This is a genomic window from Rhodococcus sp. WAY2 (assembly GCF_009859915.1).
Lineage (GTDB): Bacteria > Actinomycetota > Actinomycetes > Mycobacteriales > Mycobacteriaceae > Rhodococcus_F > Rhodococcus_F oxybenzonivorans.
Window position 1 is genome coordinate 1469792 of record NZ_CP046572.1, and the last position, 13508, is coordinate 1483299.

The 13508-nt window shown below is 66.9% G+C and carries 9 protein-coding genes; 4 read left to right on the top strand and 5 right to left on the bottom strand.

All coding sequences use genetic code 11. The features are described 5' to 3' along the window. The 4 genes from GFS60_RS06920 to GFS60_RS06930 form a co-directional block, all read right to left on the bottom strand. Positions 1–1920 (bottom strand): propionyl-CoA synthetase, encoded by a 1920-nt coding sequence (locus tag GFS60_RS06920; RefSeq protein WP_159919899.1) that lies wholly within the window; start codon positions 1918–1920, stop codon positions 1–3. Between the two features lie 85 nt (positions 1921–2005). After that, positions 2006–2173 carry a hypothetical protein gene (locus GFS60_RS38560; protein WP_201453514.1) on the bottom strand — a complete coding sequence of 56 codons (168 nt, stop codon included), beginning with the start codon at positions 2171–2173 and terminating at the stop codon, positions 2006–2008. Positions 2174–2251: 78 nt separating this feature from the next. After that, complete coding sequence (locus GFS60_RS06925; protein WP_159926949.1) at positions 2252–3283, bottom strand: alpha/beta hydrolase; 1032 nt, start codon at positions 3281–3283, stop codon at positions 2252–2254. 186 nt (positions 3284–3469) lie between these two features. Then, entirely contained in the window at positions 3470–4969 is a 1500-nt protein-coding gene (locus GFS60_RS06930; RefSeq protein WP_159919901.1) for an acetyl-coenzyme A carboxylase carboxyl transferase subunits beta/alpha, read from the bottom strand. A gap of 177 nt (positions 4970–5146) precedes the next feature. On the opposite strand from GFS60_RS06930, the gene GFS60_RS06935 reads away from it, so the two are divergent. From GFS60_RS06935 to GFS60_RS06950, 4 genes are read left to right on the top strand one after another with little or no spacing between them, the layout of a single operon-like run. After that, positions 5147–5974, top strand: coding sequence for an FAD binding domain-containing protein (locus tag GFS60_RS06935; RefSeq protein WP_159919903.1), 828 nt, complete (start codon positions 5147–5149; stop codon positions 5972–5974). Beyond that, positions 5971–8694, top strand: a complete 2724-nt coding sequence (locus GFS60_RS06940; protein WP_159919905.1) for a molybdopterin-dependent oxidoreductase — start codon at positions 5971–5973, stop codon at positions 8692–8694. The genes GFS60_RS06935 and GFS60_RS06940 overlap by 4 nt, the downstream gene beginning before the upstream one ends. A gap of 10 nt (positions 8695–8704) precedes the next feature. After that, on the top strand, positions 8705–9676 hold the full coding sequence (locus tag GFS60_RS06945) for an antibiotic biosynthesis monooxygenase (protein ID WP_159919907.1): 972 nt from the start codon (positions 8705–8707) through the stop codon (positions 9674–9676). Between the two features lie 38 nt (positions 9677–9714). Beyond that, on the top strand, positions 9715–10335 hold the full coding sequence (locus GFS60_RS06950) for a PepSY domain-containing protein (protein ID WP_159919909.1): 621 nt from the start codon (positions 9715–9717) through the stop codon (positions 10333–10335). Positions 10336–10343: 8 nt separating this feature from the next. On the opposite strand, the gene GFS60_RS06955 is transcribed toward GFS60_RS06950, so the two are convergent. Then, the gene (locus GFS60_RS06955; RefSeq protein WP_159919911.1) at positions 10344–13490 is read right to left on the bottom strand and encodes a multicopper oxidase family protein; all 3147 of its coding nucleotides are present in this window, start codon (positions 13488–13490) and stop codon (positions 10344–10346) included. Between the last annotated feature and the right edge of the window lie 18 nt (positions 13491–13508).

Consider the following 13508-nt stretch of genomic DNA (forward strand, 5'->3'; position numbering starts at 1 on the left):
TCAGTCCCGCAGCTGCTTCTCGAGCGCCTCGAGCACGGCGACATCCTCGATGGTGGAGGGCACGGTATAGGGCTCGTGGTCGGCGATCTGACGCATCGTCTTACGCAGTATCTTGCCCGAGCGCGTCTTCGGCAGGGCTCCCACGACGGTGACGTCGCGGAACGTTGCGACCGCGCCGATCTGCTCGCGCACCATTGCAACCAGTTCGGCGCGCAACGTTTCCGGGTCGATCTCGACACCGGCCTTGAGGACCACGTAGCCGCTGGGCCGCTGTCCCTTCAGCTCGTCGCGGATCCCGACCACCGCGCACTCGGCCACGGCCGGATGTCCCGCGACCACGGCTTCCATGCTGCCGGTCGACAGCCGATGGCCGGCCACGTTGATGACGTCGTCGCTGCGGCCGAGGACGAAGACGTACCCGTCCTCGTCGATGTATCCGGAGTCGCCGGTGAGGTAGTAGCCGTCGAAGGTGGCGAGGTAGGACTTCACGAAGCGGTCCGGGTCGCGCCACAGTCCGGTCAGGGTTCCGGGCGGGAGGGGAAGCCCGATCACGATATTGCCTTCGGTGCCTGCCGGAACGACGTGCCCCTCACTGTCGACCACCTCGACGCGATAACCCGGCACGGGCACGGTGGGGGAGCCGGCTTTGACGGGCATGGGTTCGAGCCCGCGCAGATTGGCGCAGATGGCCCAGCCCGTTTCCGTCTGCCACCAGTGGTCGACTACCGGGAGGTCGAGAACCCGGGTGGCCCACGCATAGGTGTCGGGGTCGAGGCGCTCGCCGGCGGCGAACAGCGTCTTCAACGACGAAATATCGTACTTGGCAATCTCTTTCGCTTCGGGGTCAGCCTTGCGGACTGCCCGGATCGCGGTCGGGGCGGTGAACAGTGCGGCTACCCCGTGGTCGGAGATTACCCGCCAGAACGCCCCGGCGTCGGGAGTGCCCACCGGTTTGCCCTCGTAGAGCACCGAGGTGGCACCGGCCAGCAAGGGGCCGTAGACGATGTACGAGTGACCGACCACCCACCCCACGTCGGAGGCAGTCCACCACACATCACCCGGGCCGATGTCGTAGACGTTGGTCATCGACCAGGTCAGGGCCACCGCATGCCCACCGTTGTCCCGCACCACGCCCTTCGGCTTACCTGTGGTTCCGGACGTGTAGAGGATGTACAGCGGATCCGTGGCAGCGACGGGAACCGGCTGAGCGGGCGAGGCATCGGCGGCGAGGGCATCCCAGTCGAACCAGGAGGCTCCGTCGTCGCGGTAGTCGGCGGCCGATCCCGGTACCTGCTCGCGACTCTTGACGATCACCGTATGCGGTGGAGTGCTCGACAATTCGAGCGCCTTCGCCACCATCGGCAGGTATTCGACGGTGCGCCCCGGCTCGAGACCGCCCGATGCCGTGACCAGGACCACCGGTCCGGCGTCGTCGATCCGTGTTGCCAGCTCCTTGGCGGCGAAACCTCCGAACACCACCGAGTGGACGGCGCCGATGCGTGCGCAGGCGAGCATCGCGACGGCGGCCTCGGGAATCATCGGCATGTAGACGATCACCCGGTCGCCGGCCACCACGCCCTGCCCGGCGAGGACGCCGGCGAACCGTGACACTTCGTCGAGCAGCTGTGCGTACGTGTATGTGCGGGAGGCCTCGGGTGCCATTGCCGAGTCGTAGATCAGGGCGTCCTGGTCACCTCGCCCATCCCGCACGTGCCGGTCGAGAGCGTTGAAGCAGGTGTTCAGCCGCGCGTCCGGGAACCAGCGATACATCGGGGCGGACGAATCGTCGAGGGCGCGCGTCGGTTCCTCGACCCACTCGACTGCCGTTGCGGCCGCCAGCCAGAACTCCTCGGGACGTTCGACGCTCTCGCGGTAGACGTCTGCGTACGTACGTCCGGCGCTCGCTGTCGGGGAGCTCATCGATGTTCGTCCTCTCGCCGTTCACCTTGTGACGTGAAACACCCTATGCGATGGCGGGTGGACGTCGATGGACGGCGCGGTGGGGTCAATCCATACCGCGCCAGCCCACGACATCGGGGTCGTCGTCGGCTGGAGGTTCGGGATCCCGCCATTCTTCCGCGCGCGTGGGCTTGTTGCCGCGGATCATTCCTTCTGTCTCGTGCTTCATTTCGTCGTCCTGCCGAGGTCCGTGCTTGGCGCTCGCGCGTTCCATGTGCTCGTCCTTCCTCTCGGTCCGCGCCGGGTACCCGACGGGGCGAGAGGCGAAACGGGAGACCCGCCGGATCCGGCGCTAGATGCCGAGCGAGGACGCGATCATCGGCCAGGAATTGTGCAGGTCGTCCTGCCAGTAGCCCCACGAGTGGGTGCCGGTGGGATGGAAGTCGAACGTGGCGGGGATTCCCAGTGAGTTCAGCCGGTCGGCCAGCCGGTAGGTGCACTGGTTGGTCCCCGCTTCGATGATTCCGCCGACGATCACCTGGTTGGCCAGGACTCCTACGTCCCCGTTGACGTCCGGACCGTTCAGTGTGTCGTGGTGGCCGGGCAGGCCGGTACCGTTGCTGATGTAGAGGTCGATGCCCCGCAGCTTTTCGGCGTTGACGACGGGATCGTTGGCCACCCAGTCCGGATCGCCCGGGGGTCCCCACATGTTCTCGACGTCTCCGCCGCGGGCGCTGACGACGAAGGTGACGTAATCTCGGCCGGGCTGGATGCTCGTCTCGGCGCACCCGCTGTAGGAGCCGACCGCCCGATACAGCGAGGGGGCGTGCTGGGCGAGACTCAGCACCGATGTGCCCGACATCGACAGTCCTGCAATGGCATTCTCACCGGTCGTTCCCAGTGTCGCATCGACGATCGGGGGAAGTTCCTCGGTGAGGAAGGTGGTCCATTTGTTGAGGCCGAGAGTGGGATCGGGCTTCTGCCAGTCGGTGTAGTAACTGAACGCGCCGCCGACAGGGGTGACGACATTGACGTTCTTGTCGGCGAAGAAGCTGACCACGTCAGTCTTGGCCTTCCAGGTTGCCGAGTCCTGCCCGCCACCGGCACCGTTGAGTAGGTACAAGGTAGGGCGGGGCACGCTGGTGTCTGCGGGACGAATCACCTCGAGGAGAATCACTTTCTCCATCGCCGCCGAGTAGACATACATGTTCAGTTGACGGCCGTCGATCTCCTCGATGCGGTCGAGAACAGATCCGTCCGCCGAGGCCGGCTTGTCGGTGGGAAGAGTTCGCCATTCGTCGGCCGACGCCACGGCCACCTGACCGAACAGACTCGACGCGGCGACGACGGCGACGATCAGGAGCGCCCGACAGTGTCCGATCATCGGGTGCGCCCGACGGTGTCCGATCATCGGGCGCGCCCGACAGTGTCCGATCGCGCTCATGGCCGCTCCTCGTGCTCGACTGCACTGCCCGACTACCGTTGGATCCTGATTCCCTCTCACGGTAACGGGGAAACATTCCTCTCGGCGGCCGAAACGGAAGACCCGATCTTCGGTGGCAACGGCAAGCTAACCGTTCGGCAGGCCGAGGTTCCGGTAGCGGGCCAGCCGCGCCGCGAATCGCTCGGCGTCGGGCGCAGCGGTGAGCGTGCGCAGTTCGCGGGAAATGGCCTCGCCGACCCGCTTCGAGAAGTCGACGGGTTCGTCGGCGGCGTCGGGTCGCTCGGGAATGATCGCGTCGATGACGCCGTCGCGCAGCAGGTCGAGGGAACGGATGCCCTGTGCGGCCGCCATCTCGGGGGCGTGCGTGGTGTCGCGGTGGACGATGGCACTGGCACCTTCCGGAGGCAGCGGCGCCAGCCAGCCGTTCTGTGCGGCGAGGACACGGTCCGCGGGAAGGAACGCCAGCGCCCCGCCGCCGGTGCCCTGCCCCAGCAGAACCGAGACGGTCGGAGTCTTCAGCGTCACCAGATCGGAGATGCAGCGCGCAATTTCCGGGGCCAGTCCGCGTTCCTCGGCCTCCTTCGACAGCGCCGCGCCGAGGGTGTCGATGACGAGGACCAGTGGTATCTGCAACTCCTCCGCGAGACGCATGCCCCGACGGGCCTCGCGCAGGGCGGCCGGTCCCATGGTGTTGAGCGCGGACTGTCCGGCGCGGTCCTGACCCAGGAGAACGCAGGGGGCGCCGCGGAACCGCGCCAGCGACAACAACACGGTGCCCTCGGTTTCCCCCTGCCCCGTTCCGCTGAGCGGGACCTGCTCCGTGGCCGCGTGCCGGAGGAGGTGACGGATACCGGGACGGTCGGCGCGCCGCGAGAGCATCACCGACTGCCAGGCAGGGACGTCGGGAATCTCGACGTCCGGGATCTCGGCGGTGACCGTCGGTGTGGCAGGAGGGTCGATCAGCACGCGCAGGGCGCGATGCACCAGGAGCCGTAGCCGACTGGCGGGGACCACGCCGTCGATGACACCGTTGCGGTACAGGTTTTCCGACGTCTGCACGCCGTCGGGGAACTTCTCGCCGTAGAGCGCCGCGTAGACGCGGGGACCGAGGAACCCGACCAGCGCACCGGGTTCGGCCACGGTGATGTGCCCGAGTGAACCCCAGGACGCGAAAACTCCGCCGGTGGTGGGATTGCGTAGATACACCAGATACGGCAGGTGCGCCGCCTTGTGGGTCGCCACGGCCGCGGCGATCTTGACCATCTGCACGAAGGCGACGGTGCCCTCCTGCATCCGCGTGCCCCCGGACGTGGGTGAGGCGAGCAGCGGCAGCCCCTCGCGGGTGGCCCGCTCGATGGCGCTGACGATGCGTTCGGCCGCCGCCACTCCGATCGAACCCGCGAGGAACGCGAACTCGCAGGCGATCACCGCTACCCGGCGACCACGAACCGTGCCGACTCCGGTGAGCACCGATTCGTCGACGCCCGACTTCTCGGTGGCCTTCATCAGGTCCGTTCCGTACTTGTCGTCGGGCCGCACGTCCACCGGGGTGGTGTCCCAGGAGACGTAACTGCCCTGATCCAACACCAATTCGAGGACGTCGTGGGCGGAGATCTTGGCGGCCATGGCCCTGAGAGTAGCGGTACGTCCGCAGGGAGCGATGCCTGCTACGGCGGGTGACGGCAGTCCATTCGGCGGGAACAGCGCAAACAGCGCCGACACACCGTGGCCTGTGTCTAGAGTCGAAGACGTCGATGCAGGTTGGGCATGAGAACGACAACTTCCCCCGAGGGGAGCAGTCCCATGGATCTCCACACTGTCACGGACGTCGTTCGACGACCATCCGACAGGCCGGGGGAGGCGTGGCGTGACGGCGACGCCTGGCTGGCCGGGGGCACGTGGTTGTTCTCCGTCCCGCAGCCCGACGTCCGCCGCCTCGTCGACATCACCACTCTCGGCTGGGACGCGCTGGTGGCCGGTGACGCCGGCCTGGAGATCGGTGCCACGTGCACGATCCGGGAGCTTTATGCGCTGGAGCCGTCGGGCGACTGGCTCGCCGGCCCGTTGCTGGCCACGAGTTGCGAGGCGTTTCTGGCGTCGTTCAAGGTATGGAATTCGGCGACAGTCGGCGGCAACATCTGCATGTCACTGCCTGCCGGCCCGATGATCACGCTGACCGTCGCGCTGGAGGCGACCTACACGCTCTGGAATGCCGACGGATCCGAACGCACCGTCGACGCCGCCGACTTCGTGACGGGAGATCACCGGAACATTCTCGCGCCGGGTGACATCCTGCGGCGCATCGACATTCCGGTGAGTGCCTTGCGTAAGCGTCACACCCACCGTCGTTTCACCCTCACGCAGTTGGGTCGTTCCACGATCTTCCTGATCGCCACGCAGTCACCCGGAACCGACGACATGCTTCTCACCCTGACTGCGGGCACCACCCGTCCGGTGCGCCTGTCGTTCGACTCCATGCCCGACGCCGACGCGCTGCGCCGCAGCATCGACGACCTACCCGCCGATGTGTGGTTCGACGATCCGAACGGCACTCCCGACCACCGCCGTCACCTGGCGAAACACTTCGCCGAAGAGATTCGCAGTGAACTGGCACCGGGAGAACTGTCATGACGTACACCGTGAACGGCAAGACGTTCGACGAACAACCTGAGCCGGGCCAGTGCCTGCGCACCTTCGTGCGCGCACTGGGCCATCACGGTGTGAAGAAGGGATGCGACGCGGGCGACTGCGGAGCGTGCACGGTATGGCTCGACGGCGTCCCTGTGCACAGCTGCATCACCCCTGCGTTCCGGGCCGACGGCCACGAGGTGACCACCATCGAGGGGCTGGGCTCACCCGAAAACCTGCACCCGGTGCAGCGCTACTTCCGCGATGCGCCGGGCTTCCAATGCGGTTTCTGCACTGCCGGCATGATCATGACCTCGGCGACGTTCACGGACGCGCAGAAGGCGGATCTGCCTCGCGCGCTGAAAGGTAACCTCTGCCGTTGCACCGGGTACCGGGCGATCGAAGACGCGATCAACGGTGTCACCGAGATCGAGGAAGCGCTGCCGGGCAAGGCCGTCGGCACCAGTGTGGGGGCGCCCGCAGCCACCGACGTGGTGACGGGCCGCGCCGAGTTCACCATGGACACCGAGATCGAGGGCATGCTGCAACTGAAGGTGCTGCACTCCCCGCACGCCCATGCGCGCATCGTCTCCGTCGACAAGACCGCGGCGCTCGCCGTTCCCGGGGTGCTGCGGGTCTACACGTGGCAGGACGTGCCCCGGAAGAGGTTCACCACGGCAATCCACACCGATCACCTCGTCGACCCCGACGACACCTACATCCTCGACGACACCGTGCGGTTCGCCGGGCAGCGGGTGGTCGCGGTACTCGCCGACACCGTCGCCGCCGCCGAGGAGGGATGCCGGAAGGTGGTGGTCGAATACGACGTGCTGCCTGCGGTGTTCGATCCCGAGGAAGCGATGGCAGACGGGGCGCCTCGGCTGCACGGCTCGGACGACCCCTTCGTACGGGATCCCGACCACAACATCCTCCTCGAACTCCACGGGAACATCGGTGACCTCGAGGCGGGGCTGGCCGAGGCCGACGTGATCCACGAGGGCACCTACTTCTCCCCGCGCGTACAGCACGCGCATCTCGAGACGCACGGGTCGATCGCGTGGATGGCGGACGGCCGGCTGCACGTGCGCACCAGCTCGCAGTCGCCGTCCATCGCCAAGGTCAAGCTGGCCCATCTCTTCGACCTGCGTCCCGATCAGCTGCGTGTGTTCTGCAAGCGTGTCGGTGGCGGTTTCGGTGGCAAGCAGGAGGTGATCACCGAGGACCTGGTGGCGCTCGCCGCCCTCGACACCGGGCGTCCGGTCTGCTTCGAGTACACCCGGGAGGAGGAGTTCACGACGGCATCGCCGCGGCACCCGATGACGTTGACGATAACCTTGGGAGCGCGGGCCGACGGCACGCTCACCGCGTTCGGGGTGCGCAACGTGTCGAACACGGGCGCCTACGGCAATCACGGGGGCGAGACCCTGTTCGCGGCCGGAGCCGCCATCTCGATGTACCGGTGCCGCAACAAGAAGTTCGACGCGTACTCCGTCTACACGAACACGGTGCCGAGTGGTGCGCTGCGCGGGTACGGCATGACTCAGCCGGCGTTCGCGGTGGAGTCCGCGATGCACGAACTCGCGGTCGCCCTCGACATCGATCCGCTGGAACTGCGCAGACGCAACATCGTGCGTCCCGGGGATTCTCTCGTGGCTATCGACGACCGGCCGGACGACGTCGCCTTCACCGAGGACGGCCTCGGCCAGTGCATCGACCTCGTCGACGCTGCCCTCTCACGCGGTGCGGACGGAAAGGCACTCGGTGACCACTGGCTGATCGGCACGGGTACCGCCAGTTCGGTGCACGAGACCGCCCCGCCCACGGAGCACATCTCGGAGGCGTGGCTGACCCTCGGCGACGACTGTGTCTACGAATTGGCAATCGGCACGGTCGAATTCGGGGAGGGAACGTCCACCGCGCACGTGCAGATCGCCGCCAACCAGCTCGGCACCACACTTGCGCGGGTGCGGCTCGTGCAGTCCGACACCGACCGGACGGGTTTCGACACAGGAGCGTTCGCGAGTGCGGGCCTGTTCGTCGCCGGCAACGCCGTGCTGCGGGCATCCGACGCCCTGCGCGACCGCATCCTGGCCTTCGCGGCCGCACATACCCGGGCCGATCTGTCCGAGTGCTCGATGGACGACGACGGCGTCGTCTGTGGTGGCGTCCGGGTTTCGCTCGGCGAACTCCTCGATGCGGCACACCGACGCGGCATCCGCTTCACCGCGGCGCGTAAGGCGTACGGCTCGCCGCGCAGCGTGGTGTCGAATACCCACGGCTTCCGTATCGCCGTTCACCGGATCACGGGCGAGGTCCGCATCCTCTACAGCGTTCATGCCACCGACGCCGGCGTCGTCATCAACCCGGCCCAGGTGCGCGGCCAGATCGAGGGCGGCGTGGCCCAGGGCATCGGGTTCGCGCTGACCGAGAACTACCACGTCGATCACACCGGCACGATGATCAACCCGAGCCTGCGGAATTACCGCATCCCCACGTACGCCGACGTCCCGCGCACGGAGGTGTTGCTGGTCGACTCGACGGATTCTGTCGGCCCGATGCGGTCCAAAGGCATGGCGGAGTGCTGTATCAACCCGGTGGCGCCGGCGTTGGCAAATGCCCTGCACAACGCGACCGGTGTGCGCTACCGGGAGTTGCCACTGACACCCGAGCGCATCTACCGACGGCTCGGGGAGTCGACGAGCGTTGTGACGGCGCAGGCGTAGGGCGGCGGCGATGCGCGCGGAACGGATCGACAGCGGCGCCGCGACGGTGATCATCGGTCAGAAGGTCCGCGCCGGTTGCGAGCAGGCCTACGAGACGTGGCAGGAAGACATGAATGCCGCCGCCTCGGATTACGCCGGGTTCCTGGGCGCCGAGATCACCGCACCGACCGACGTGCAACCCGACTGGGTGGTGGTTTACCGCTTCGATTCCATCGCTCACGTGCAGGCCTGGATCAACAGCGCCACGCGGCAGGAGCACCTCGACGCGGGGCAGCGGTACGTCGACGGTCCCGCCACCCAGCAGGTCCTCGGCGGGGACACCCGACCCCACGACCCGCTCGTGACCGTCGTGGTGTCACATCGCGTCGCGCCCGGCAAAGTCACCGCCTTCCTCGAATGGCAGGAGCGACTGTGCCTGGAAGAGAGCAGGTTCGAGGGCTTCCGGGGAAGCGAACTCTTCCGTCCCGTGGAGGGCGTGCAGGACGAGTGGACCGCGCTGTACCGCTACGACACCGCGGCGCACCTCGACACCTGGCTCACCTCGAAGAAGCGGCGGGAGCTGCTGGCAGAGGGCGAAGAGTTCTCCGACTTCGAGTTACGCACCGTCGACAACTCCTTCGGCAGTTGGTTCGCGTTCGACGAGAACGGCACGGAGGCACCGCCGCCGTCGGAGACCAAAACCTCCATCGCTGTCTGGGTCGGCCTGTATCCCACCGTCGTGCTGCTCACGCTTGCGCTCTCGCCGTTGCGGATGCCGCTGTGGCTCGGAATGCTCGTCGGCAATCTGCTGTCCAGCTTCACCATGAGTTTCTTGACGATGCCCCACTACGTGAACCCGCTCCTGGGGCGGTGGCTGCGGCCCCCGGCGGGTGCGTCGAGGGTGAAGACCAACGTCAGAGGGATCGCGCTCGTCGCAGCCGCCAATGTGTTCTGGGTGCTCGTCTTCTTTCTGGTGACCACCCAGTTCTGGACGCTGCCCTGACAGCAGCGCCCCCGACACCGTCAACGGAAGGATCGATGATGACCGCGAAAACCGTTCGAGGTACGAGCCTGACCGCCCTTGCCATGGCATCGGCACTGCTCCTGGGAGGTTGTGGCTCGGACAGCGCTGACGACTCCGGTTCGCAGGCAAGTGCCACGGCAGCCGCCACCACGACGGATTCGGCAACCACGACTGGCGCCGGCACCTCGCCCAGCGGGACGGCGGCCTCGACGGCGGTGGACAAGCAACAGGCTGAACAGATCGCTCTGGCGACGGTGCCCGGAGGCACGGTCGTCTCGTCCGAAGAGGTGAAGCGGGACGGTAAGACGGTGTGGCACGTGCATATTCGCGATGGCAGAGGCTGGGACTACGACGTGAACGTCGACGCTGCCAACGGCACAGTCGTATCCGAGGACCAGGACCGGGACAACGACGACACTGCGACGACACCCACCGTGCCGGCCGCGCCGCAGCCGGTCACCCAGCAGCAGGCGGAGCAGACGGCTCTGGCTACGGTGCCCGGGGGCACGGTGGCCTCGTCCGAGGAACAGCAGCGGGACGGTAAAACGGTGTGGCACGTGCATATTCGAGACGGCAGGGGCTGGGACTACGACGTGAACGTCGATGCCGCCACCGGCGTGGTGGTACCCGACAACTGACGGACGATCTACCGCCCACCGAGCGGCACCGGTCCGCTCGGCGCGGGCAGGGGAGGCAGAACGCCCAGTGGGGACGGCACGAGGGTGCCGGCCTGCGGGTCGGCCCTGCCGAGCCCGAACTTGCGGACCTCGGCGCCGCCCGGTCCGGCGCCACTGACGAGGAGATCTGCGCCCGTGGTGGTGCTCGTGGTGGCCACCTGCACGCCGCTGCCCGGGAACGGCACGAAGGCGGCGATCTGCGTGAAGGTGACGGGCCCCGAATGATGGTTGGGACTTTCGAGATACATCGCCGGTTCGCCGTCGAGTCGTGAACCGCTCGACCAGACGCGAACCGTGCCGTCGCCGCCGAGCATGCCGGTGACGATGCTCTGAGCGCCGCCCTCGGCGCCCGCGACCCACCCGGTCGACAGGGAGACGCCACCGGTATAGCCCTCGTCGAAGGCCAGGAAGTCCGAGGTGGTCACAGGTCCGGCAGCGTGGCCGCCATGCTCGTCCGCCGATCCGCTCGCCTCGGCCGCGGCGGTCGGGGTGTACAGGTCGTAGCGAAAGGTCTTGACGCGGGGTGCTTCACCCGGACCGGGCGCGGTGACGATGGTGTCGCGGCCCGAAACGGCGTCGACCATGCCGGTGGCAACTGTGACACCCGCTGTCGATCCTGGGTACGGCGTGAAGCGTCCGAACAGTCCGGGTGCCGTGCCCTTCTCGCCGGGAAGGCCGAAGATCTTCACTTCCGACTCGATTCCGGGACCGGAGCCGGCGATGATGTTGTCGGCCAGGGCGTTGCCGTCGATGTCCGCGCCTGCGACGGTGACACCACCGCGGAATTCCGAGTCGAAGGGCGCGAAACGGGTGAGCTCGGAGAGGAACTCGTCTGCTCCGTCGTAAGCCACCACCTCGGGTGCCACACCCGCACCCGTGCCGGCCACGAGGTCGAGCACCATGTCGCCGTCGACGTCGGCCATGGCGACGGTCGGCGTTCCCTCGAACGAGGGAAAGGGCGTGGCGGTCGAGACGAGCCTGTCACCGTTGCCGTCGTAGACCTGCACGGTCGCCGCCCTGCCCGGTGATCCAGGTACCGCGACCGCGTACGTTGACACCTCGGGGATCACGTTGACGGTGGCCATCAGCCCGTTGTCCTCGTGGTTGAGGCGATGGCAGTGGATGACGAAGGTGCCGATGTACTCGGTGAACTTCGTGCGCAGCGTCACCGAGGCCGGTACGAGCGGATTCTCGTTCGCGTCGGTCACCGGCGCCGGCACGTTGACGTTGTCCTCACCCCACATCTGCACCCCTGTCCTCGTGCCTGCGACCGGGTCCACGATCTCGGTGACCTGAAAGTCGTTGACGTGGATGTGCATCGGGTGTTCGTCGTTGTTGAGATTGGTGATCAGCCACTCCTCGACGGAGTTCAGCCGGGGCTGAATCAAGGGAATGTTGGGGAAGGTGTTGTCGTCGAACTCGTAGGTGAATGCCTTGGGGTCGCTGTTGCTGGCTTTCTCGTTGCCGAAACCGCCCGAGACGGTGAGGGTGCGTTTCACGTCGGGCGTCATCGCCGACGTGTCGACGAAAGACGTGTAGGCGTCGAGTTTCTGCCCGGGTTCGAACGGTGTGGTCCGTCCCTGGCCGTCGTCCGGTGTGGCCTGGATGAGCTTCTGCGTGGGAAAGGTGAAGAACCCGTCGGCGTAGCTGATGACCGACGGATCGACGGTGACGGTGCCCAGAACGGCGGGCGGGTTCTCGGTGCCGTCGTTCGTGTACAGGACACCGGGATTGCTGACCGGCTGCGCGTTGTCCAAGGGCGGCATGTCCAGCACCAGGTCGCCGGTCTGCGGCATCGTCACCGCAATCGCGTACCGCGACGCCGGCGGGATGACGAGCCGGGTCCCGTCACCGCCGACGGGCCTCTCGACCTGCGGGAAGGGATTACCGTCCTGGCCGACCACCGCAAATTTCGGGTGGTTGCCCGTCGCCGTCTCGGTGAGGCGCAGCGGCATGTAGGCGAAGTCGCTGATGTTCGCGAGCACCCAGATTTCGGTCTGTCCCGGTTTCAGCTTCAGTTCCGGCTGGAACTGGCCGTTCACCGTGTACTGCACATCGCGCTGATTGTCCGGCAGGGACGGATCTGCGGGGATGTTCGTCGTGTCGCTGCTGAAACTCTGCAGGTTGCCGGGCACGAACTGGTTCTGTCCCCGGTGGTTGGCGGGTGACAGCGGTCCGCTGTACCAGTTGGTGATGTACTGGGCGCCCTCCGACGTCTCCGAGAAGTTCACCGGGGCCAGGCTCGGCGAGTAGGTGCCGTCGGCAAGCTGATCGCCTTCGGGAGGCGTCAGCGTGCTCACGTACTGCGGCCAGTTCGGGTCGTTCAGCTGATGCCCGCCGCCCTTGCGGTCGAACACGAAGTTGTACTGCAACGCCATGTCCCGGATCGGGATGTCGTTCTCGGTCACCAGCGGCAGGTTGCCGTCCGGACGCCCGATCTCGAGGAGTCCCGCGAGCCCGAGATATGTCTGCTGCGCCGTGACCGTGTGGCGGTGGCTGTGATACCAGTACAGGCCGTTCGGCATGTCCTTCGGCACCGCGTAGTCGTAGACGTTGCCTTTGCCCGCCGGGATGTCGAGTAGGACGTTGTCGGCGTTGCCGTCCGGACTGACATGAAGTCCGTGGGTGTGGAGATTGAGCGGTGACGACGTCAGAGCCGGTGGGTAGATCGGTACGTCCCCACCTGCGGGTGTGAAGGCGGGATCGTAGAAATCTTCGATCGTCAGGTTCTGCAGGTCGTTGTCGTAATGGATGATCAGACGCTCACCCGCATCGACCCGCAGTGTCGGGGCCGGGTAGACGCCGTCGGCCTCCGTCGAACCGTCGGAGGCCTTGCCTCGGAGAACCTCGTACCCGAAGAGCAGAAAATTCGATACCGGCGCCGAGGCGGTGTCGAGGTCGACGGTGCCCTGGCGGGCCGAGAGCCGCACTTCGAGGACCCCGCCGTCGCTCGTCAGCTTCACCGGCTCCTGGTACGCGACGGGCGTGCCGTCCGGCCCGGAATTGCCACGACCCACGGTGGCCGTCTCGGATGCGCAGCCGGCGAACATCAGAGTGAGCGACGTGACCATCGTGACAGCGACCAGGACGACCGGCCTTCTACGACGGACGACCATGACGTTCCCCGTTCCACG